This is a genomic window from Engelhardtia mirabilis, assembly GCF_007748095.1.
GTDB lineage: Bacteria > Planctomycetota > UBA1135 > UBA1135.
Map to the genome: position 1 here is coordinate 1,715,509 of NZ_CP036287.1, position 22,000 is coordinate 1,737,508.

Consider the following 22,000-nt stretch of genomic DNA (forward strand, 5'->3'; position numbering starts at 1 on the left):
CCGAGATCCTCGGTGCTCGCGATCGAAGCGCACCAAAGGCCTTCGCATCACCTAGTCTCCGTCGGTGGCTGCGCTGCAACTCCTCCGAGTCTCGACGAGCGCGGATCGGCGGTCCGCATCGAAGACACCATGACCTTGCTTCTGACCTTGCTCGGGTTCCTGATCGGCCTCGCGAGCGGAAGCACGGCGACGGGCCTGATCGGGGCAGCCGCTGGCGCCGGACTCGGCGTCGCTGTCGCGCAGCGCAAGACGATCGCTGCCCTGCAAGAGGACGTGCGGCGCCTGCGGGAGGACGAGCGGTCGTTGAGGGCGGCGCTCGACGAGTGGGGGCAGCGCTTGCCGGGCGAAGGTGCCGCCTCGGGTCCGCCCAAGCAGCCGGCGAGCGCAGTCCCCTCCAACGCGGAGGTGGAGGCCCCGACGGCACCCGACAGCCAGCCGACCGCTCCGCCGTCCGCGGCGGCGCAACGGCCCGGGCCGACCTCTCGACCGCGGCCCGCTCGGCGGGAGTCGGTCGTGAAAGACCTGTCTGGGGAGGCCCGGGAGGCGAGCCCCACCGTCACGCTCCGGCCTCCCCCGCCGCCGGGCCCCTTCGACCGAGCCATCGAGCGCGCGACCGCTGCGGTGCGCGAGTTCTTCACCGGGGGCAACACGGTGGTCCGCGTGGGACTGCTGGTCTTGCTCGTGGGCGTCGTGCTGCTGCTCAAGTATTCGGCCGACCACGCGCTGTTCCCGATCGAGCTGCGGATGGCCTCGGCGGCCCTGCTCGGCTTCGCTCTGATCGCCACGGGCCTGTGGCAACGGGTGGCGCGGCCGAGCTTCGGGTTGCCGCTGCAGGGTGCGGGGGTGGCGACGCTCTACCTGGTCGTCTTCTTCTCGCTCAGGGCCTACCAGCTGCTGCCGGCGCCCCTGGCCTTCGGTCTGATGGCCGGGGTGGCCCTCGCCAGCGGGGTGCTCGCCGTGGCCCAGAACAGCCTGGCCCTGATCGTGATCGGGGTCTTCGGTGGCTTCATGGCGCCGATCCTGGCCTCCACCGGCGGCGGCGATCACGTGGTGCTCTTCAGCTACTACCTGCTGCTGAACCTGCTGATCGTGGCCGTGGCCTGGTTCCGGTCCTGGCGCCCGCTCAACCTGCTCGGCTTCGCGTTCACCTTCGGAATCGGGACCCTCTGGGGCGTCACGAGCTACCGGCCGGAGCACTTCGCGAGCACGGAACCGTTCCTGATCGCGTTCTTCCTGCTGTATGTCGCCATCGTCGTGATCTTCGCCCTGCGGCGGCCAGCCGACCTGAGGGGCTGGGTGGACGGCAGCCTGACCTTCGGGACGCCGCTGGCCGTCCTGGGCTTGCAGTATGCCCTGGTCGAGGACCGCCCCTTCGGGATGGCGTACACCACGTTGGCCATGGCCGTCGTCTACGTGGGCCTGGCCTTCGTGCTCTACAAGCGCGCGCCCAGGGTCATGCGGAACCTGGTGGAGGCCTTCCTGGTGCTCGGCGTCGGATTCGCGACGCTGGCCGTGCCCTACGGCTTCAGCAACCAGTCCCTGGCGGGCGCGACCTGGGCCGTGGAGGGCCTCGGCCTGTTCTGGATCGGCGTCCGGCAGAAGCGCGCGCTGTCTCGCATCGCAGGCGTCGCCCTTCAGCCCATGGCCGGCTGTGCCTTGGTCTGGAGCCTGCTCGCGGGCCAAACGCCCTCGACGCAGCCGATCCTCAACGCACCCTTTGCAGCGAGCACGCTGTTGGCCCTCTCGGCGCTCGGGATCGCCTACCTCGCCGATCGTCATCGGGGGACGCTCGGCAAGTTCGCGAAGGGCCTCGTCGTGCTGATTCCGTGGGCGCTGGTCTGGTGGTACAGCGCGGCCATCCGCGAGGTAGGGCTACATGTCTCCTCCGACTACCGCAACACGGCTCTGGTCGGCGCGGTAGCGGTGACGGGCCTGCTGTTCGAGCTGAGCGGGAAGCGCCTGAACTGGCGAGACGGGCGCATTCCGGCCCTGCTCTCCGTTCCGGCCATGCTGCTGCTGCTCTTGCAGTACGGCCTCCAGATCTTGGCGGTCAATCCGCCGCGGGTCGATCTGGACGCCGTGGCCGGCATGGAGCCCGCGCTGATCAGCAGTCTCTTGGATCGTGGAGGCTTCGTGGCCTGGCCGTTGTACGGCTTGGTCGTGTACTTCACGCTCTTCCGCTTCTCGCGCGATCACCCTGCCCTCGGGAACCCGCTGCACGCGCTCGCGCTGTGGGCCGTCGCCATTTGGGCGGCGCTGCAGTCGGCGCATTCGGTGCGGGCCGTGGAGAGCCTCGGCGGGAGTTGGCCGGTGGCCGCCGTGGGGGCCGGGTTGCTGCTCGTCGCCCTCGGCGGATTCAAGCTTCGCCCGAGGCTTCGGTCCGAAGAGCTGCAGGCGGTCTATCGCGACGTCGCAAGCGGCGGCCTGGCTCTGTTGATCGCCCTCTGGCAGGTTCGCACCAACGTGGTTGCCGCCGGCGCCGTCGAGCCGCTGCCCTACTGGCCCTTGCTGAACCCCTTGGACCTGACCCTCGGGCTGGCGTTCCTGAGCTGTTGGTTCTGGGTGCGTTCCGCGTCGGTCTCTGCCGAGCCCCTCCTGATTGGGATGGCCTTCCTGTGGTTCAACGGGATCTTGGCGCGCACGGTCCACCACTTCGCTGGAGTCGCCTACGAACCCGCTGCTCTGTGGGGCTACTCCCCGATGCAGGTCGCGGTCTCGGTCAGCTGGACCTTGATCGGATTGACAACGATCCTGTGGGCGACACGCTCGCGCAGCCGCAGCGTGTGGTTCGCGGGCAGCGTCCTGTTGGCCGTCGTGGTCGGCAAGCTGTTCCTGGTGGACATCGCCCATCTGAATCCGGTGGCGAAGATCGGCACCTTCCTGGTGGTGGGGGTGCTCCTGTTGGTCGTTGGCTACTTCTCTCCCATCCCGCCCGGGTCCTCGGAAGTTCCCGCGCCGGAGCCGGGCTCCGACGGTGACGCCTCATGAAAGACCTCGCGCTAGTCGCGGCGCTCGTCCTGCTCGATCCGTTGGCGACGAGCTCGAGCCAGTCGCCCGCAGACACGCTCCGGATGGGCGACTTGGCCTACGGCATCGAGCTGACGACGACGGACCCCGGCCCCGTCCAGACGCTGCTCCTGCCCGAAGAGGTCTACCGAGGCATCCACGACGCGGATCTGCGCGACCTGCGGGTCTTCAACGCGGACGGCGAAGAGGTGCCCCATGCGGTGCGCGCGCTGACCGAGAGCACGACCCAGGAGCACGGCCCGGTGTCCCTGCCGCTCTTCGCCGTCCATGGGGGGCCGACGGTGCTCGGTCCGGGCAGCGATCTCGCGCTGCGGGTGCGCCGGTCGCCCGATGGTCGTGTGCTCGAAGTCAAGGCCAGTGACAGCGCGACCGTCGGCGACCTTCCGAGTCGCCCCGTTGCGGCCTACATCCTGGACGCGGGCCAACTACAGCGCCCCGCAGTCGGACTGACCTTGGAGCTCCCGCAGGGGACCGAGAGCTTCCTGACCGTATACGCCCTCGAGGCCAGCCAGGACCTGACGACGTGGTCGACACTGGTCCCGGAGGCCACCGTCGCGCGGCTCGAGCAAGAGGGCGCGCTGCTGCAGCAGGACCACGTGGCATTCCCAGCGGAGAGCAGGCCCTATCTCCGCGTGCGCTGGCTCGACGAGCCGCCGCCGATGGCGATCGCCGGGGTACGCGTCGAGCTCGCTCCGCAGCAGGGCGACGTGGAGCGGCGCTCGATCCGTCTCGGGGGCAGGCCACGGGAGGCCGAGCCGAACGTCTACGACTTCCCGAGCGCCGGGCCCCTGCCCGTCAATGGCGTGCAGGTCCATCTGCCCAACGACAACACGTTGATCCAGGCGACGCTCGAGAGCGCGAGGAGCGAGGCTGGGCCGTGGTCCGAGGCCTTGCGTGCCAGGTTCTACGCCGTCTCCGAGTCCGCGGACTCGGTGGGGGAGATCGTCGACGTCTCTGCGCAGAACCCTCCCTACGACATCCGAAGTCGAACGGACCGCTGGTGGCGCCTGCTCGTGGAGCCGCAGGGCGGCGGTTTGGGGGGCGGAGAGCCCGAGCTCGAGCTGTTCTACTACCCCCAACAGCTCGCCTTCGTCGCCCGCGGTGCTGGGCCGTTCACCTTGGGCTTCGGTGCTCGGGAAGCGCCCGCCGCTCGCTTCGACTGGAGCGCGGTGACGCAGGTGCTCTCCGATGCCGAGCGTAGCCAGCTGCCTCGGCAGAGCGTGCAGTTCGGTCCGCTCCGAGATCTCGGTGGTCCCTCGGTCCTGCAGGCGCCAATCGAGAGCTCCAGGAACACGTACATCTTGTGGGGCGTGCTGATCCTGGGAGTCGCCTTGCTCGGGCGCGCCAGTTGGAACCTCGCCCAGCAGCTCCGATCCAGCTAGCGGGTTTCAGCGAGCCGCGGCTCGCAGGACGTTGCGCGCTCCACGGCGAGCTGCGGCGCCGCCGCCGGAGCTGGGCGTGACTCGCTCGACCTGGCGGATCCGTCGGGGCCCCGCCGACCGAGTTTCCGGGCCCTTCGGGATGACGGTGAGGAGCGCCGATCACAGGATGGGGGGAGCGGGGCGTAGAGCCCGACGGAGAAGGGAGAGCAGCAGACCGACCCATGGATGCTTGGACGATTCTCGTCGACCTCACGGTGCTCCTGAGCGCCGCCCTCGTTCTGGGCGCCCTGTGCGAGAGGGTCCGGCAGAGTGCCATCGTGGGATATCTGATCGCGGGGATGCTCCTGGGCCCCAACGCCCTTCAAGTGATCAGCAGTGGCACGGAGGTGGACCTCCTCGCGGAGTTGGGCGTCGCGTTGCTGCTGTTCGCGATCGGCCTCGAGTTCTCCTGGCGGCGATTGCGGGCCATGGGCTTCGTGTCCCTCGGTGGGGGCGTGGCCCAGATCATGGGGACCGCGGCCGTCGGGGCCGGCTGCGCGGCGGCCCTGGGTCTCTCTGGCAAGGAGGCCATCGTCATCGGAGCGATGATCGCACTGAGCAGCACCGCGAGCGTGTTGCGAGTGCTCCAGGCCCGGAACGAGCTCGAGAGCGTCCACGGGACCCACGCCCTCGGTGTCTTGTTGGTGCAGGACCTGGCCGTAATCCCCTGCGTCCTGCTGGTGACGGTCCTCGTGCAGGACGGCTCCGGGGGGTCGATCGCGATCAACCTCGCCCAGGCATTCCTGCTCGCAGCGCTGGCCGCCGTGGCTCTCTACGTCGTGTTCACCTTCGTCGTTCCCCGGGTCCTCCAGCTCGGCTCGGTGAGCGCGAGCCGCGAGCTGTCGGTGCTCACGGCCATCGTCTCGGCCTTGGGGGCGATCCTTCTCGCCCACAAGACGGGCCTCTCACCCGGCCTCGGCGCCTTCATCGCAGGAATCCTGCTCGGTGGCTCGCCCTTCGCGGCTCAAGTGCGGGCGGACATGTCGGCCCTTCGCACGCTGTTCGTGACGGTGTTCTTCAGCTCGATCGGCGCGCTGGGCGACCCCGTTTGGATGCTCGCGAACTGGCAGATTCTGCTCCCGACGGTGCTCGCGATCCTGCTGACCAAGAGCCTCGTCGCATGGGGCGCCCTGCGCCTGTTCGGCGCCGGGGCGGCGAGCGCCCTGGCCGCCGGTGTCTGCATCGCGCAGATCGGCGAGTTCTCCTTCATCATGGCCGAGATCGCGCGCGGGACCCTGCTCTCCGACGAGGTGTTCCTGCTGCTGGTCTCCGCCACGGTCATCACCATGTTCCTGACGCCATTCCTGGTGGCGGCGGCCCCCAAGGTGGCGGGCTATCTGCTGCGCTCGAGTGGTTCGGACCTGGGCAGCGAGCCGGAAGGTGCCCCGCCCCAGAACCAGGTGCTTGTCATCGGCTTCGGTCCGGCCGGGCGCGTGGTCGGCGACCAGGTGCGTGAGGGAGGGGGCCAGGTCGTGATCCTCGACCTCAACCCCCACGGGGTCGCCAGCGCACGCCGACTCGGCTTCACCGCTTTCCTCGGTGATGGTCAACACGAGGACATCTTGCTCCACGCCGGTGTGCGTGATTCCAAGGTGGTGGTGGTCACCGTTCCGGCGCCGGCCGTGGCGGTCGACATCGTTCGCATCGTGCGCTTCATCGCGCCAGAGGCGGCGATCGTCGCGCGGGCCCGCTACAACCGCCACTACAGTGAGATCGCCGACGCGGGCGCCCAGGTCGTTCACGACGAGGAGACCCATCTGGGCATCCTGCTGGCCACGTCCGTCCTGGAGGCGCTCCAGCCGGCCGAGGCCGTGGATGGGGGCGTGTCGCCCGAGAGCGACAGCAGCGACGCAGCGCAGGATTGAGGCGCCGGTGCACGGATCGGTGCTCGGGGCGAGCTTCCGATCCATCGGCCGACGGCGGGTGGAGGGAGTGCCGTGGCCGACTCCGGTACCTCGGCGATCCGGAGTGTTCGCTGAGCAGTCCCGAGGGTCCCGGATGCCGGCGAGGTCGCTGCGAAGCGGATAGGCTGGGGCCCATGCTTGGACGAGCGAGCGGACGGTGAGCGAGGGCCTCTTGCCCGAGGACCGCGATCGCCTGGTGAGCCTCTTCGATCAGGCGTGCGAGCGGGCGCCCGTCGAGCGGGCGGCCTTCGTCGAGCGGCAGTGTGGTGGGAACACGCCCCTGAGGTCGGAGCTCGAACGTCTGCTGTCGGGACTGGCCGGCGAGGACGCCGTCACGCGGCTCGCCGGGGGGGCTCCGCTAGTTCCCGGCACCCGCATAGGACCCTACGAGCTGCTCGAGCGAATCGGCCAGGGCGGAATGGGCGACGTCTACGCCGCGCAGCAGACCGCCCCCGTCGTGCGGCGCGTAGCCCTCGAGCTGATTCGGCGGGGGATGGACAGCGCGCAGGTCGTCGCGCGCTTCGAGGCCGAGCGTCAGGCCCTGGCCCGGATGTCGCACCCGAACATCGCACAGGTCTTCGACGGCGGTGCTACGCAGGAGGGTGGCCCCTACTTCGTGATGGAGTACGTCGACGGGGGGTCGATCACGGCGCACTGCGACCGCTACACCCTCTCGACCCGCGAGCGGGTCGAGCTCTTCATTCGGGTCTGCGAGGGCGTGCAGCACGCCCACCAGAAGGGCCTCGTCCACCGCGACCTCAAGCCCTCCAACCTGCTGGTCGCGCGGCGGGACGGCGAGGACGTGCCCAAGATCATCGACTTCGGCGTTGCTCGGGCCACAACCGGGCGCCTGGTGGACCGGACGCGGCACACGATGGTCGGGCAGATCGTCGGCACGCTCGACTACATGAGCCCCGAACAGGCGGATCCGACCGGCGTGGACGTCGACACGCGCTCGGACATCTACTCGCTGGGCGTCGTGCTGTACCAGCTCGTGAGTGGGCTCCTGCCCTTCGACTTGGGCTCGGTCGGGGACCTGGGCTTCTCGGAAGTGCAGCGGACCATCCGCGACCAGGAGGCGCCGACGCCGAGTACGCGGCTCAGACGCCAGATCGGCACCGCGACGGCGATCGCCCCGCTGCACGGGACGGACGAGCGCGCGCTGGTGCGCCAGCTGTCGGGCGACCTGGACTGGATCTGCCTGAAGGCGCTCGAGAAGGAGCCCGGGAGGCGCTACGCGTCCGCGTCCGAGCTGGCGCAGGACCTGCGCCGGTACCTCGATTTCGAGCCCGTCCTGGCCGGCCGGCCCGGAGCCCTCTGCCCTCCCGAATCACGGCGGGCGGGTCGACCACCGAGATCGCCGATGCAACGGGAGATGGCCTGGGTAACCCGCTCGGCGACCCCATCAGCATCGCGGTGGAGGCCGCGGGCAACGTGCATGTGGCGGGCTTCGATACCCACAACGCCTTCCAGATCACGCCGAGCGGGCTGGTGACCGAGATCATCGACGGGACGGGCGACGGTGCGGGAAACACGCTCTCCAACTCCCGTGGCGTCGCTGTGGACGGCGCGGGGTTCGTCTACGTGGGCGGCCGCTTCAGCAGCAACGCCTTCCGCGTCTGCGCGCCGGTGGAGGCGAGCGAGGTGGTCCGGCTCGGAGCTCCTCCCAACCCGGCCGCGTTCCTGCCCGGCGTCACGAGCGGACCGGTGATCGGCAGCATCTGGGATCCCGTGATCGACCACACGTCCTTCCTGCCCGGCGCGACGATCGACTTCCTCGCCGTGGGAGCGGTCGCCAGCGACTTCCCCTCGCCCCTCGGCACGGTCCTGGTCGGGATCTCGCCGCTGTCGGTCGTGACCAGCTCGCCGGGCACGCCCCTGGCGGTGCCGATCCCCGTCAACTGGGACATCGTCGGTGTGACGCTCCCGACTCAGGGCGGATCGATCGGCTCCGGGCTCGAGATCGTGCTCGCCAACGCGCTCGACATCACCATCGGGACGTTCTAGCCGGTGGTGGAGAGTGAGGGAGGTGGCGCGAGGGGCGCGCTCGGTGCCTCCCCCGTTGCTCGTTGGTCGCAGGGCGCTCTCGCGGGCCCCTGGATGACGCCAGCCGATCGCAGATCCGAGAAGTTCGTGAGCCTGAATTGGGGGTTGCCTCACGGGCCACCATCAGTCGCCCTGATCGCAGTCGAGGAGTAGCGATTGGGCCGCGGCCGTCACCTCCGCGGTCGCTACTTGATCCAGGACACTAGTCGAACTCGTTCAGCCTGGCTGAAGACCGCGTCCCCAGCTCGCGAGCATTGCGAGCGGCGTCGATCGGGCGTTGGGCTCCGCAGCGAAGGACTTCGACCACCGCGGCTGGTCAAGAGTCGGGCCAGGGGCCATCGATGAGTGACCGCCGATCGTGCGCGACCCCAGGGGGCTCGGATCGCCGGTCGACGGCCAGAGCCTCGGGCTGCCTGTGCCCTCGCCGCCTGGCCGCTGCGAGCTGGGGAACCGGCGAACTCGCGTCGGGGGGGGGGCGACCGATCCGCGCATCACGGGGCGAGATGACAAGGCTGTCATCCGACCCCACGGGCGGAACCTACCAGGCTGTCCTGAGCGCGATGCAGCCGCGCGTCGCTCCGCGGCGGTGACGTCGCTCCAGCGCGCGAGTGGAGGTGCCCAGCACAGGGCGACCACCAGCGTCCTTCGAACCCCCGACCCGCCACCATGAAGCCCACCAACACCCCCCTCATCGCCGTCGCCGTGTTCGTCTTCAGCGCCTCCGCGAACGCTCAGTCGAGCGCGGTCTCCTTCGCCCTGCAGGCGACGCCGGACCTGTCGTCCTCGTCGCCTTTCGACACCGCGAGCGGTGACTTCGACGGCGATGGGCGGCGCGACGTGGCGGTGGCGTGTGGGGGCACGGACAGTGGGTTCGGCGTCGTGAACGTGCTCCTGAACGACGGATACCCGAATTTCGATGACAAGAGCCTGTCGACCGGCGGCGCGCCGTGGGGCGTCTGCGCGGCGGACTTCGACGCGGACGGGCTCGACGACCTCGCGGTGGTCAACGGGGGCAGCTCCTCGAGCGACGTGCGGATCTTCCTCTCCCAGGGCGGCGGTACGTTCGCGGTGGGGCAGACGCTGCCCTCCGGGAGCTTTCCGCTCGCGCTGAAGTCCGCCGACTTCGACGAAGACGGCGACCTGGACCTGGCGGTCGCCTGCAACGTGTCCGGCGGCCTGAAGATCTACCTCGGCGGCGGCGACGGGACCTTCAGCGCACCGCTCTCCCTGGCCGGCACGCACCTGACCGACGTCGCAGTCGGCGACGTCGACGGGGACGGGCACATGGACGTCGCGTTCTCCCACTACGACGGGGCGAAGGTCTACCGAGGGAACGGCGACGGCACCTTCGCGAGCGACTATGTCCTCGGGACGGGTCAGGTCACCGAGGCGATTGCCCTCGGGGACCTCAACGGGGACGGCAAGGACGACCTCGTGGCGGTCGAGCTGTACTCGAGCGTGATGCGGGTCGCGTTGTCCAAGCCGAGCGGCGGGCTGGGCCTCTCGGCCCAGTACCCCCTCGTCGGGGATCTTCGAGAGGTGGAGATCGCGGACCTGAACGCCGACGGTCTGCTGGACGTGGCCGTGGTCAGTGAGAGCCACGACCGGATCTCGGTCCTGCTCGGCCTGGGCGGCGGCGCGCTCGCAACGAAGATCGACTTCTCGACACCGCTGCAGCCTCGGGCGCTGGCGGTCGACGACCTGAGCGGCGACGGCCGGCCCGAGCTGGCCGTGGCCTGCCGCAACTTCGGCGAGACACCGCCCCTCGCCTGCTTCACGAACCAATCTGGTGCGCCCGAGTGGAGTCTCGTCGGTCCGGCCCTTCCGGGCTCCGCTGGAGCGGCCGTGTGGACCGGAACCGGAAGTCTGCAGGCCGGTGCCTCCGTCTCGTTCTCGCTCACCGGTGGCGCCGCGAGCGCGCCGGCTCTGGTCGTCGTCGGCCTGAGCGCCGCGAACCTGCCACTCTTCGGCGGGCTCCTCGTACCCGCCAACGACGGCCTGGTGACCGGCCTGACCCTCGGGGCCTCGGGGGCCTTGGCGATCCCGTGGACGTGGCCCACCTCGTTGAGTGCGAGCGGGTCGGAGCTGTACACGCAGGTCTGGTACATCGACCTGGGCGCCCCCCAACTGGTCGCGGCGTCGAACGGGCTGCTGGGGCGAACGCTCTGAGCCGGAGCTCCGCTGCGGTTGCGCTGCGAGAGAGCGCCCAAGTGCTCCCCACCTCGATCGGATCTTCAGGGCTCTCGCCGCGCTCGTTGTCTCCAGCGCGCCGCCCGATGGCGGCCGACGACCCGGTCGCTGTCCAGGTGGGCCTCGGCGCTACTTCGAGCCGTGGCGCGACCGGGCGGGCGACGGAGCCCGAGCTACCGGATCGCGGACGACGTCTGGCCAGCGGAGCTGGGCCGCGCGGCTGGCTCATCCTGAGGCTCGCTCGACCCGAAAGTCCGTGTCTGAAGGCGACGTGGGGCGGCTCCGCCGTGGCCAGGTCTCGCGCTTGGATCGGCAGGACTGCTGACGCGCTCGATCGGGATCGGGTTCTGCGATCGGGTTCTGCGATCGGAGGGGGGTGGCGCGCGCACCGGTCGTCGTCGCGCTGGCCGTCGCGGGTCACAAGGGGACAATCGAGTCTTCCGAGAGGCTCGCGTCGAGCCCTGGTCCGGCGCCGGCCCAGGTGGCCGGAAGCAGAGCCACGGCGGCGGAGAGGATCAAAGCTCGAAACAAGGTGGGTCTCGTGTGGACGTTGACGGGGACCGGTACAGGAGACGCGGCACCCGTGAACAACCTGTGAACGATCGTCCTCGGTCAGAGCCTGGGGTGCCGCGCACCAGGGGCGAGCCGCCAACCGCGTTCAGCAGGAGCCTACGTACTGCGCCCCAGGCGAGGGACCGCGGATTCGCTGCTCGAAGGGGCGGCGGCCGAGGCCAGTGATCGGCTGCAAGGTCTTCAACCGGATCCACGAGCTCGCGCAACCAGGCTTCGACCCCATGAGCGCTCGAGAACCGCCGAAGGGGCGGCTGGCAGCCGCCGTTCTGCGGTATGCAACCGCGCTCTACTCCCCGCGCCCATTCGACTTCACTGGCGGCGCTCGATCGGTCGATTCACTCGGGGTGTTCGTGCGCCATCACATGACCCGCGAGTCGGTGAGCCTCGAGCCGGGAGTGCGTGCGAGCGCCGCTCTCCGGCAGCTGCGGGCCGCCCGCATCAGGCATGCGCCCGTGATTGAAGGGGGCGCGCTGGTGGGCATCGTGACGGACCGCGACCTGCTCCGCGCTCTTCCCGCGACCGTCGGACAGGCCGATAGGACGGACGCCTGGGATCCGCTGGTTGCGAAAGTGATGACACGCAAGGTCATCACGATCGGACCCAACGAGCATGTGGAGGACGCGGCCCGTGTCTTCCTCGAGCATCGGATCCACGGGCTGCCCGTGGTCGACGACAGTGGGCTTCTCGGCATGCTTACCGACACCGACCTGTTCCGAGTCTTCGCGCGCCTGCTGTCACAGCCGGCGGAACATCGGCTGACGCTGCTTGTCAGGCCCGAGTGCAAGAGCGCGCCCAAGACCGACCTGGTGCGGAGCGCAGTGGCCTGCGGGTTGGAGGTTGCGAGCCTGGCTACGGAGGATCTGGCCGACGGCGGCGCCGTGTCGGCGATCGCGCTGAACGGCTCCGGCCAGGCGATCGAGCGCTACCTCGAGCGGCTTGCCGCGGCCGGAGTGACGCCGCTCGACATGCGCCGGGGAGCCCGCAAGAGCGCCTGACGCAAGAGCTCGCCAGATGTGAGTCCGACGAGGGGTGCAGGGACTGCGCGTCGGACGACCACCGGGGCGGCGTCTCTGAGGTTCCGGCCGACGAGGTCGGCAGGGGAGCCAAGCAGCATTGGTCCGATCGATCCGTCGCCGCGTGCGTCGGGGCGACTCGGGTCCAAGGGAGAACGGATCGGCCGTCGGCTCCTGATGTAGGTCGTCGAGCCTTGCTTCTGGACGCGTGCTCACCTCGTAAGCGCTTGCGCCATCAGTGACATGCCGCGGACCCTCCGAGGGCGCAGACCCTGGCCGGTCCGGCGCGCCGCAGGTGCTGCGTCGCCAACTGTTGCCACAGGCACTTGACGCTGCAGGTGATGCTCCCCTGCCATCTACTGCATCGACGATCCGTCCGGACGACCCGCTCTCACACGCCCCTCGGAGTTCTTCATCAGAAGGTCGATGCCCGTGATCGGCGCGAAGAACCAGCCGAGGAAGAACCACAGCCAGGCACTGCGCTCCGTCTGCTGGGCCCAGTACGCGCAGAAGAGGCCGAAGAGGTAGAACACGAGACCGGTGCTGGCGTAGTCGTCCATGGGCAGATCCTAGTCTGGATCGCTCGGTGGTCGTGATCCAACCCAGGGGCTCGAGGGTCGAGAAGGGGTCGACCTGGCCAGGTGAGTATTGACTCGAAGACGATCAACATGTCCTACGTCGAGCGGCTGAACCCGACCATCCGGCGTTCCGTCGCCTGCCTGCAGCCGAAGTCGACGGCCATGTGCCGCTCCGAAGCGAGCCTGCGCGAGCGCTCGAACTCCTGCGCTGATTCGAAGACCTCGTCCGCCCGCACTCGTCGCTGAAGTTCGGGAGGAAGAAGCGGACGCTGGCTCTGCAGGCTGGGCCCGTCTCTGGGCCCCTATCTTGGCGCCGCATCCTGTCCGCCCGGATCCTCGGCGCCCCGGGAACCAGCCGGGGGGCGGAGGTCGAGCATGGGCGATCCAGGCACATCCAGTCAGGGGCACTGGTAGCAACCGTCAGCGAGCGCCTCGACCAGGAGGGGGCGGCGAGCGGGGCATGGACCCTCGCCCGCGCACCGGAATTCCGAGTTTTCCTGTCGGCCCCTGCCCTCCCCTGCGGCGTAGGTCCATGCCTGCGATGGTGTAGGCGTCAAACAAACTCGAGAGATTCATCATGTCGTCCATTCGTCGCTTCGCTCTTCTCTTCGTCCTCCTCGGATCTCTCCTGCCTGGTCTCGCCCGGGCAGAGGACCTGGGCCGTCTCGGCATTGTTGGTCGGACTCTCTTCGGGCCGACCCAAAGTGGTTCCGCGGCAGTAGGGCTCGACATCGAGGTCGTCTGGACGGCGTTCGTCAGTGAGGCCTCCTCGGAGACCCTCGACCTCTCGACCGACGTCGAGATCCGGGTCGGCAACTACTCCGAGACCCGGACCGTTCGGGTGCTCGCGAATCCCGGCGCCGGCGTCTGCTCCGAGGACAACTATGGACAGCCCTGCGGAACCGGCTTGGTGGACGATCAAACCGTCGAGCTGATCTGCCTGGGAGATGGCGTCGTCCACGGCCAGTTCCCGTGGATCACCACGAAGTTCCCCGCCGTCCCCACGTCGATGTTCGAACCGGGGGATCAGATCTTCGTCACCTTGACCCCGGCCGCCGGCGCGGAGCCTGAGCTCGACACGAGCGACGACTTCGTCGTCGAGACCACCGCCAGCCCGACCTTCTACGACCGCTCCTTCAGTTCGGTCGAGCTGAAGCCGGTCGCGGGGATCCCGGACACCTACGACATCGTCGTGGAGTACCGCCAAGCCTTCAACACCAGCATCCCGCCGCTGGACCTGCGGACCGACATCGTCATGGAGCAGGGCGGCAAGACCACCGTGTTCGAGACGTGGTGCGGACCGTGGCTGATCGCCCCTTCGTCCGGCTGTGGAGATGCGTGCGTCGAGCAGACGTGCGCCGTGATCAGCTGCGGCGGCGAGACCGTGGCCAAGATGTTCTGCCAGCCGGTCGAGAATGCCTGGGGCCAGTTCTCTTGCGCCTGCATCAGCGAGCCGATCCAGTACACGATTCCGTCGGTCCAGCTGAAGGCCGATGACTGTCTCGTGCTGTCCCTCGCCGCCCCTGCTGGCGCGATGTCGGATCCGGCGGGTCTGGACCACGATCAATGGGTCGTCTGCAGCAACGAGGCCCAGTCCGCGACCTACGGCAAGGGCAAGGCGGGCACGCTGGGTGTGCCGACGCTCGACTCGATCGCACAGCCGGTCCCCGGCCAGATGGTCGGGATCAAGATGAAGGAAGCCCTGCCTGGTGCGAGTCCGATCCTCTTGCTCGGCTTCGAACCGATCGAGCTCCCCTTCGACGACGGCCTGCTCCTCGTCAATCCCGTGTCGGTGATCTTCCTCGCCACGCCGGTCGCCGGCGATGGATCGCTCACGCTCAAGTGGCAGATGGAGGCCAACCCGGACCTGTGCGGAGTCGGTGCCTACTACCAGGTCATGTTCATGGACGCGGGCGCGGCCGGCCCGCTCCACCTCGCGATGACCAACGGACTGAACCACGTCTTCGGTTGGTAGGCGCCGCGGCTTCCACGGCAGAACATGACGAGCCGCTTCTCTCGAGCAGGGGGGCGGCTCCCTCCATTCTCCGGGGCCCCGCGCCTCGTCGCGATTCCTCCCACCGTCGGCGCTCTCGACCGGCAGAATGACCGCCGCCACCCCCCTCGGGAGACTCTCCAATGATGCGCTACGCTGCTCTCGCGCTGCTCCTCTTCGCTCCGGCATGTGCGGACCGTGAACCGGCCCCGTCGCCGCACCGGATCCGGCTCTTCGACCTGATGGACAGCGCGACCCTGGAGACCCCGTCGCGACCGGACGCCCCGCCTGCTACCGAGACCGTCGTCCTGGCTGACTTCGAAGACAGGACCATTGGACGCATGTGGATGGTCGTTGACGAACCGGGGTCCGAGGTCGTCGACGACGACGGGCGCCTCGGCATCGGCGACGGGGCAGGCGGGATGGGGGCCGGCCTTGCCGTCGGTCCCCTCGCTCCCGGCGAGGCCGGAGCCGCCGTCCTCTTGGTCCCGGCTCACGGCTTCGCTCGCTACGACATCACGGGGCGCGTCCGACTGGATCACAACGGACAGCAGGACTCCGCGTCGACGCGCGAGGCGCTGCGCGTGCTCGAGCACCGGGGCGAGGTCGAGGACCCGGGAAGCGTCCAGTCGTTCATTCGAAGCCTCGCACCGACCCACCGAGTCTCACGCCAGAGCGATCCCTCCGGGTGGGATCGGTTCTCCGTCTCCTTCGTGACCCGGTCCGAGACAGGCACCCTCGAGCTGCAGCTCCGACACCAGGACGATGGCAGCGGCCAGTCGGTCACACGCTTCGACGACCTCACGGTGCGGCACACACCCCTCACCGAGGCGGACCTCTGGGATCACTTGCGAGGGCTCCACGCAGCCCGGGACGGCGAGCAGGTTTCGACCCCGTGGCGGATCCGTGCCTTGCTCCCGCGGGCCGGCATCCGCGCGGAGGAGGCCCGGGATGCGGTGCTGCTCCCGCCGCCTTCGACGCTCTCCTTTCCGCTCACCCTGCCCCCGGCGAAGACCGCGCCCCGACTCCGCTTCCACTGCGGGATGCTGCCTGACGCTTTCGAGGCGCCGGGCGACGGCGCGCGGATCGTCGTCCGTTTCCGACCCGACGGCGGCGAGCTGACCGAGGTCGGCGCAGTTGACTTCGACCCGAAGCAGAATGAGAAGGACCGGGGTTGGCAGTCCGTGGAGCTCGATCTGACCGCCCATGGCGGGCAGACGGGAGTGCTGTCGTTCGAGAGCCGCGACGCCCCGGGGAGCTCGAAGGACCCGTTGGACGCGGTGGTCCTCGGGACCCCGCGTATCGAGCCGGGGAGCGGGGCGCCGGACGCCCTCAACGTGCTGCTGATCGGGGTCGACACCCTCCGTGCCGATCGAGTGAGCGCGCTGGGGTACGAACGTCCCACGACTCCTCAACTCGAGCGCATCGCCCGTGAGGGGATCCGATTCCAGAAGGCCCGGTCGCAGGCGCCGTGGACGCTGCCCTCCTTCGCGTCGATCCTGACCTCGCTCTACCCGTCCGCGCACGGGGCGGGCCGCGGCGGTCACGGGGAGTGGACCGGGATCGACCCCGGCACCACGTCCCTCGCCGAGCTCCTCGCGCGCGCCGGCTACGAGACGCACGGCATCGTGGCCAATGGTCTGCTGTCACCCAGGTACGGCCTCGACCAGGGCTTCGAGGGGTATCACTTCAGCTGGGCACGGGAGTCGGCGAAGGACGACGCGAGCCTCGCTGCTGAGTTCATCGACGCGCACCGGACGACGCCCTGGCTCCTGTTCTGGCACGTCATGGATCCCCACCTGCCGTATGCGACGGAGCCGTCCTTCTGGGAGGAGTTCACCGATGCGGACTACGTCGGCCGCTTCTCCGCACGGAGGTCCGTGCCCACCCAGGCCCTCCACGAGCCAGGACGGCGGGCGTTCGAGGGCCCGACGCCGGCGCCCGAGCTCTCGGGCGCCGACCGGCGCTTCGTGAGCGACCTGTACGACGCCGAGATCGCAGAGACCGACGCCGCCATCGGCCGGGTGCTCGATGCCCTGGTGAAGAGTGGCCAATGGGAGCGCACCATCGTCGCGCTGGTCGCGGACCACGGCGAAGCGCTCGGCGAGCGTGGCTACTACCACCACGGGTACACGCTCTACGACGACCAGGTCCATGTTCCGATGCTGCTGCGGATCCCCGGTCGGGACGAGGGCCGGGTCGTCGACACCGCGGTGGCCTCCATTGACCTCATGCCGACCGTCCTGGCCGCCTTGGGGCTCGAGCGGCCCGATTACTTCCACGGCGTTGACCTGCTCGCGCGAGACTTCGAGGAAGAGCAGTCGTACTTCATCGAGAGCCCGACCTACGACAGCTCGGCGCAGAAGGCCTGGGTGCTGGGCGACTTCAAGTACTTCCACGACCCCGTCTTCCGGACCGAGGCCCTGTTCGATCTGGCGCACGACCCCGGCGAGGTCACGGACGTGGCGGCGCAGCATCCGGAGCTCGTCCAGCGAGCGCGGAGGGAGCTCGAGCGGTTCCGCTGGGAGCACCTCCAGCTCGGGCGCTACCACCTGCGCGTCGTCGGCCGACCGGGTCAGCGCCTGACCGTCTCGATCGGGACCGACGACGTCTTCGACGCCAACTTCACCACCCGACCCGCTACGCCCGAGGCCGACGTCGAGCTGGACCTCGACCGCCGGAGCCTGGTCCTCGACACCACCCTCGAGGACTCGCGCTGGGAGCTCGTCTTCTGGGGCCGCGGGCAGCAGCTAGATGTCGACGTCCGCCTCGACGGTCAGCCCCTCGAGGCCGGCGCCCTCCTCGGCAACGCGGACCGCTCTCGATCGCTTCCGCTGGCACTCACCCGGGACGAGATCCCCGCCCTCGATGCGGACGATGTCTCTGGACCGAAGCTCGACCAGGCCCTGCTCTGGCTCGACGCCGGCGCCTCCACCGAAACGTCGACGCTCTCTTCACCGGACGAGCTCGAGATGCTGAGGCAGCTCGGCTACGTGCGGTAGGGGAGCGCGGGACTCGCCTGAGTCTCCGGACCCCTCGAGCGAACCCGAGTACTGCACCAAAGCCGGGCAGCGGCCGGACGACGGCCAGCACCTTGCTAGCCTGGCCTGCATCGCTCTCAGGGGAGGGAGTCCAGCGCCCTCGATGACGACGACGAGATCATGAACAGACGGCTCTTCTTCCAATCCGCACTGGCTGTCGGTCTTGCCGCCACGACCGCGACCAGGATCGGATGGTCTCGGGCGCAGGAGGGCGAGCGCCGGGCCGGAAGCCCGAGCCTCTTCACCCCGCTCCAGCTCCGCGGGGTGACCCTGCGTAACCGGGTTGCGATGTCGCCGATGTGCCAGTACTCCAGCGAGGATGGCTTCGCGAACGACTGGCACCTCGCGCACCACGCCGCGCGCGCCGTCGGCGGCGTGGGGTTGCTGATTGCGGAGGCCACCGGCGTGGTGCCCGAGGGACGCATCACGCCGAACTGCCTCGGCATCTGGAAAGACCAGCACGTGCCCGCGCTGCGCCGCATGACCGATTTCGTGACCGCGAACGGCGCGGTGCCCGGCATCCAGCTCGCGCACGCCGGAGTCAAGGGGTCCCGCCATCGCCCGCTCCACCCGCAGCGGAACCGGTATGTGCCGCTCGAGGAGGGCGGCTGGCTACCCGTCGGCCCGACGGCGAAACGATACGGCTCGGACGGCCCGGTGCCACACGAGCTGACCGTGCCTGAGATCCACGAGGTCACCAACGCGTTCGCGGCGGCGGCCGAGCGATCGATCGCCGCGGGCTTCCGCGTGGTCGAGCTGCATTTCGCGCACGGCTACCTCGGCCACAGCTTCCTGTCGCCGCTCATGAACGAGCGCGAGGACGACTACGGAGGCTCGTTCGAGGGCCGCGTGCGGTTCCTGATCGAGACGGTCCGCGCGGTCCGCGCGGTCCTGCCCGAGGACGCCCCGCTCTTCGTGCGGCTCTCGTGCACCGACTGGGTCGAGGGCGGCTGGTCGCTCGACGACTCGGTGGAGGCCTCCCGTCGCATGAAGGAGGAGGGGGTGGACCTCGTCGACTGCTCCACCGGCGGGGCCACGCGGGACGCCAGCATTCCGGTTGGACCGGACTATCAGGTGCCGTTCGCGGAGCGGATCCGGAAGGACGCCGGTATCGCGACCGGCGCCGTGGGCCTCATCACCGAACCGGCCCAGGCCGAAGCGATCGTCGCCGAGGGACGCGCGGACCTGGTCCTGCTGGGCCGCCAGCTCTTGCGAGAACCGCACTGGTCGCTCCGCGCATGGGGCGAATTGGGGGCGACGACACCTGCGCCCATCGCGCCGGAGTACGCCTGGGCGCTCGCCGAGACGCGCCGGTGATCGAGGGTGGGTGGGTCATGGGGTCCATCGACTCGGCCCGAATCGGAGCGGCTGGCAGATCACCCGTAGCTGAGACAAGAAGGGCAACCGCGGCGATCGCATCGACTCCTGGTCGGAACTTGGGGAGGAGGTCACCGCTCGAGGTTCAGGGGAGCTGCCGCCTGCGCCTCACCGACGACCTGCGCCGGCGGCTCGCCGCCGAGGTCCAGAGCCTCGGCCGGTGTCAGCGGGAAAGGCGTGTCCGCGCGTCAACTCGCACCGTCACGCACCGCATCGATCCACGGCCGCCACCGCCGCGGGAGCGTGGACCGGGTGCTCGGACGCCAAGCGCTCACCTTCGCGGCTACGGGGATGTGTCCAGCGGGCCAGACGGCGGCCGGATCGTCCGTTGGATGGGCTCCGCCTGACGAGGCCGTCGTGCCCGCGCCGCCCGATAGCGGCGGTCTCGGCTGAGAGTCGGCGCAGACCGGGTGTCGATCGTGCGAGCGAGCGAGTGATTGGGGCCGGATGGCGCTCAGCCGAGTCCCCGCAACTTTCGAGCGGCACGGGAGCGGGTCGGACCGAGACGGAGGCCGCGCGATAGGTGGACTGATCGACCTGCGACCAACGGAAAGGGCTGCTGCGGGGTGTGGCTCCGTCGGCAACCAGGCCGTCGGCTAGTGTCCTGGATCAGAAATTCGGCGTCACTTCCCGGGCTCCGATCGCCGCTGGCGTCGTTGCGCCTCCTCCGAGTATCGCAGCGGATACGCGTCGTCGGCGCGCCTAGCCAGCATCGATCGGACCTCCGGGCAGTGACGCCGAATTTCTGATCCAGGACACTAGCCCGGACTATTCATGAAGACGTGCTCGAAACTGCCCAGCTCGGTTCCTGCCGGCACTTTGCGGACGGCGGCCGCGCAGGCGACCCCTACGGGTCGTCGAGCACGCCGGCGTTCGCATAGTGCCGGCAGGGGCCGAGAGGCCGGCACGGCCGGCCGATTGGGCTGTTTCGAGTGCGTGTTCATGAACAGTCCGGGCTAGAGGCCGAAGAAGTCGATCCCGTTGCGGACGCAGGAGATGAACATCCACACCAGACCGACCCCGACGAAGGCGATTCCAGCGACACCGATGATCGTACTGTCCGTCGCTCGGGCGAGCGCCAGGAGGCCGCCCCCACCGAGAACGAGAAGGAGCGGAGCCACGAAGCCCCGCACAAAGCTCTTCAATTCTCGACCGTCATCCATCTGTTTCTCCGTCGGTCGAACCTAGATCGTCTAGAGGGGGCGGGGCCGCCGTGGCATGGCCCGATCTTCAGCACCGGAGGATTCCGGCGCGACGACATCCGCGCATCTCGCAGACCCGGCTCGATTGGGGGGTGGGCAGCGCACAGCGCGACGTCGCATCAAGTCCGCGAGAGGGTATCCGCCGCGCGCGCCACGGTTTGTTAATTGGGGACTCGGTCCTGGGCCATCAACTGTGGTCGGCGGCTCGCAGCCCAGGTCGTGCGAGGGGCTTACCGCTCGGCCAAGACTCGGCCGATCACCCCCTCTCGCGCGACCCCGCCCGGCCCAGCCCCTCGATCCGTCGACGCCCGGCCCCGTCTGCCCGTCCCCGACCTTGCTTGGCTTTCCTGAGCAGTTGTGGTTCGAGCGGCGGGGTGTAGCGATCGCGCCATTCCCTATGACCATGATCTTGTCTGGGCTTGCGGCGATCAGAGTTCGGCGGCGCTGTCGAGAGTGTCGGGGCTACATGGCTTCGTTTGGGGTGACGAGCCCCGGCCTACTCATGCGCCCTATGGTGGCGCCACGGGCCTTTGCGCCGAGGAATGCCTCTGGGACTCACTTCGGCTGCCGATTGCAGGACCGAAACGGGAGGCGGCTGTCTTGAGACGTTGGCCGCGCCCCCAGTATCGAGACCCGAGGCCGTGGACGCCCAGGTCGCCGATCGGTCGTTGAACGAACGGCAGCGCAGGATGCTGAACCGGCTCCTCGACGGGTTCGAAGGCAAGCTCACGTCGTCCAAGTACGCCAAGCTCGCGAAGTGCTCGAGCGACACAGCGCTGCGCGACATCCGCGATCTTCTGGAGCGCGGCCTCCTCTCCCAGAACGAGGGCGGGGGGCCGGAGCACGAGCCACCGGATCGCGGACGACGTCTGAGCGGCGGAGCTGGGCGGGGCGGGTGATGCTCGCGGATGCCAGATCGATCCAGACCAGGCAGCCCCGGGACGCTCGTGAGAGGTGGCCAGCCCCCGGGGCTATCCGGCCGATTCCGGGCCGCAGGTGCTGAGCTACGCGGCATCCGGCAGATGCTCCGGCTCGCGGCGAAGCCGCTCCGATGGATCGGTGGTAGCCAGGTCAAGACGCCGCCGGTAGGCGCGAGGCTCGGCGAGACCTCGACGGCGCGTTGTGGGTGCTGCGGTCCGGTGAGCAGACCGGGATGCCGATCCCGCGGTCGATGCTCTTCGCTGGCCCGCAATGCCTCGAGCTCTGTGTCCGCGACGAGGGCAAGCAGTGCCAGCTGATCTATCGGTTGGATCGGCACTTCGCAGGCGCAGGTCTCCAAGCTGGAGGCGGGCTATCCGTCGATCACGGTCGATCGGATTCTGAGGGCTCTCGCTGCGCTCGGTGTCTCCTGGCCGGCGATCGTGCGCGCGCTCTCGTCGGCGCCCTGACGTCGCGATCGAGATTCACCGTGGCTTCGATCCTCCAAAGCCAACTGCCGCTCGGCCTGGTGCAGGTCCTGTTCGGGAAGGGGCCCCTTGGAGCCCCTTCCCGGCGGCGACTAGGTCTTCGAGGCTGAGCCCGCCGAGGGCCGACTGGCCCGGACGGTAGTGAGCCACCGCGATCTGCAGGCTCGTAGGCAGCGCCAAGGCAAGAGGGGTCGAACCCAGAACCCACCTCAGCGACGTGCCACGACGC

15 protein-coding genes are annotated in these 22,000 nt (G+C 69.3%); 13 read left to right on the plus strand and 2 right to left on the minus strand.

The annotated features are described in order from the left end of the window. Positions 1 to 129: 129 nt before the first annotated feature. From Pla133_RS06130 to Pla133_RS06160, 7 genes are all read left to right on the plus strand, one after another. On the plus strand, positions 130 to 2,988 hold the full coding sequence (locus tag Pla133_RS06130; protein WP_145063540.1) for a DUF2339 domain-containing protein: 2,859 nt from the start codon (positions 130 to 132) through the stop codon (positions 2,986 to 2,988). Continuing rightward, on the plus strand, positions 2,985 to 4,409 hold the full coding sequence (locus Pla133_RS06135) for a DUF3999 domain-containing protein (protein ID WP_145063542.1): 1,425 nt from the start codon (positions 2,985 to 2,987) through the stop codon (positions 4,407 to 4,409). The genes Pla133_RS06130 and Pla133_RS06135 overlap by 4 nt, the downstream gene beginning before the upstream one ends. Positions 4,410 to 4,630: 221 nt before the next feature. Continuing rightward, on the plus strand, positions 4,631 to 6,313 hold the full coding sequence (locus Pla133_RS06140) for a cation:proton antiporter (protein ID WP_145063544.1): 1,683 nt from the start codon (positions 4,631 to 4,633) through the stop codon (positions 6,311 to 6,313). A gap of 196 nt (positions 6,314 to 6,509) precedes the next feature. Further along, positions 6,510 to 7,847 carry a serine/threonine-protein kinase gene (locus Pla133_RS06145; protein WP_419192179.1) on the plus strand — a complete coding sequence of 446 codons (1,338 nt, stop codon included), beginning with the start codon at positions 6,510 to 6,512 and terminating at the stop codon, positions 7,845 to 7,847. Beyond that, complete coding sequence (locus Pla133_RS06150) at positions 7,844 to 8,359, plus strand: hypothetical protein (RefSeq protein ID WP_145063546.1); 516 nt, start codon at positions 7,844 to 7,846, stop codon at positions 8,357 to 8,359. Before Pla133_RS06145 ends, Pla133_RS06150 begins: the two co-directional genes overlap by 4 nt. 705 nt (positions 8,360 to 9,064) lie before the next feature. Then, positions 9,065 to 10,567, plus strand: a complete 1,503-nt coding sequence (locus Pla133_RS06155; RefSeq protein ID WP_145063548.1) for an FG-GAP repeat domain-containing protein — start codon at positions 9,065 to 9,067, stop codon at positions 10,565 to 10,567. An 815-nt stretch (positions 10,568 to 11,382) separates the two neighbouring features. Then, the gene (locus tag Pla133_RS06160) at positions 11,383 to 12,156 is read left to right on the plus strand and encodes a CBS domain-containing protein (protein ID WP_145063551.1); all 774 of its coding nucleotides are present in this window, start codon (positions 11,383 to 11,385) and stop codon (positions 12,154 to 12,156) included. A gap of 374 nt (positions 12,157 to 12,530) precedes the next feature. Here the strand turns inward: Pla133_RS06160 and Pla133_RS06165 are convergent, their stop codons facing one another. After that, positions 12,531 to 12,734 (minus strand): hypothetical protein, encoded by a 204-nt coding sequence (locus tag Pla133_RS06165; protein ID WP_145063553.1) that lies wholly within the window; start codon positions 12,732 to 12,734, stop codon positions 12,531 to 12,533. Between the two features lie 81 nt (positions 12,735 to 12,815). Between Pla133_RS06165 and Pla133_RS06170 the strand changes: the two genes are divergently transcribed. The 4 genes from Pla133_RS06170 (at position 12,816) to Pla133_RS06185 (ending at position 19,103) form a co-directional block, all read left to right on the plus strand. Further along, complete coding sequence (locus tag Pla133_RS06170; protein WP_145063555.1) at positions 12,816 to 12,998, plus strand: hypothetical protein; 183 nt, start codon at positions 12,816 to 12,818, stop codon at positions 12,996 to 12,998. Between the two features lie 331 nt (positions 12,999 to 13,329). Then, entirely contained in the window at positions 13,330 to 14,727 is a 1,398-nt protein-coding gene (locus tag Pla133_RS06175) for a hypothetical protein (RefSeq protein ID WP_145063557.1), read from the plus strand. A 161-nt stretch (positions 14,728 to 14,888) separates the two neighbouring features. Then, entirely contained in the window at positions 14,889 to 17,747 is a 2,859-nt protein-coding gene (locus Pla133_RS06180) for a sulfatase (RefSeq protein ID WP_145063559.1), read from the plus strand. Positions 17,748 to 18,074: 327 nt separating this feature from the next. Continuing rightward, a complete protein-coding gene (locus tag Pla133_RS06185; protein WP_419192473.1) occupies positions 18,075 to 19,103 on the plus strand; it encodes an NADH:flavin oxidoreductase/NADH oxidase in 1,029 nt (342 codons plus the stop codon). Between the two features lie 1,016 nt (positions 19,104 to 20,119). Here Pla133_RS06185 and Pla133_RS06190 read toward each other — a convergent pair. Continuing rightward, positions 20,120 to 20,326, minus strand: a complete 207-nt coding sequence (locus Pla133_RS06190; protein WP_145063563.1) for a hypothetical protein — start codon at positions 20,324 to 20,326, stop codon at positions 20,120 to 20,122. A 728-nt stretch (positions 20,327 to 21,054) separates the two neighbouring features. On the opposite strand from Pla133_RS06190, the gene Pla133_RS06195 reads away from it, so the two are divergent. Beyond that, entirely contained in the window at positions 21,055 to 21,264 is a 210-nt protein-coding gene (locus Pla133_RS06195) for a hypothetical protein (protein WP_419192180.1), read from the plus strand. A gap of 351 nt (positions 21,265 to 21,615) precedes the next feature. After that, positions 21,616 to 21,753, plus strand: a complete 138-nt coding sequence (locus Pla133_RS06200) for a helix-turn-helix domain-containing protein (RefSeq protein ID WP_419192474.1) — start codon at positions 21,616 to 21,618, stop codon at positions 21,751 to 21,753. The last annotated feature ends 247 nt before the right edge of the window (positions 21,754 to 22,000 follow it).

What these genes read in the sequence shown, in the direction of transcription:
- Pla133_RS06130 (WP_145063540.1), top strand. Translation starts at nt 130, where the DNA reads ATGACCTTGCTTCTGACCTTGCTCGGGTTCCTGATCGGCCTCGCGAGC.
- Pla133_RS06135 (WP_145063542.1), top strand. Translation starts at nt 2,985, where the DNA reads ATGAAAGACCTCGCGCTAGTCGCGGCGCTCGTCCTGCTCGATCCGTTG.
- Pla133_RS06140 (WP_145063544.1), top strand. Translation starts at nt 4,631, where the DNA reads ATGGATGCTTGGACGATTCTCGTCGACCTCACGGTGCTCCTGAGCGCC.
- Pla133_RS06155 (WP_145063548.1), top strand. Translation starts at nt 9,065, where the DNA reads ATGAAGCCCACCAACACCCCCCTCATCGCCGTCGCCGTGTTCGTCTTC.
- Pla133_RS06160 (WP_145063551.1), top strand. Translation starts at nt 11,383, where the DNA reads ATGAGCGCTCGAGAACCGCCGAAGGGGCGGCTGGCAGCCGCCGTTCTG.
- Pla133_RS06165 (WP_145063553.1), bottom strand. Translation starts at nt 12,734, where the DNA reads ATGGACGACTACGCCAGCACCGGTCTCGTGTTCTACCTCTTCGGCCTC.
- Pla133_RS06175 (WP_145063557.1), top strand. Translation starts at nt 13,330, where the DNA reads ATGTCGTCCATTCGTCGCTTCGCTCTTCTCTTCGTCCTCCTCGGATCT.
- Pla133_RS06180 (WP_145063559.1), top strand. Translation starts at nt 14,889, where the DNA reads ATGATGCGCTACGCTGCTCTCGCGCTGCTCCTCTTCGCTCCGGCATGT.
- Pla133_RS06185 (WP_419192473.1), top strand. Translation starts at nt 18,075, where the DNA reads ATGTCGCCGATGTGCCAGTACTCCAGCGAGGATGGCTTCGCGAACGAC.
- Pla133_RS06190 (WP_145063563.1), bottom strand. Translation starts at nt 20,326, where the DNA reads ATGGATGACGGTCGAGAATTGAAGAGCTTTGTGCGGGGCTTCGTGGCT.
- Pla133_RS06195 (WP_419192180.1), top strand. Translation starts at nt 21,055, where the DNA reads ATGCTGAACCGGCTCCTCGACGGGTTCGAAGGCAAGCTCACGTCGTCC.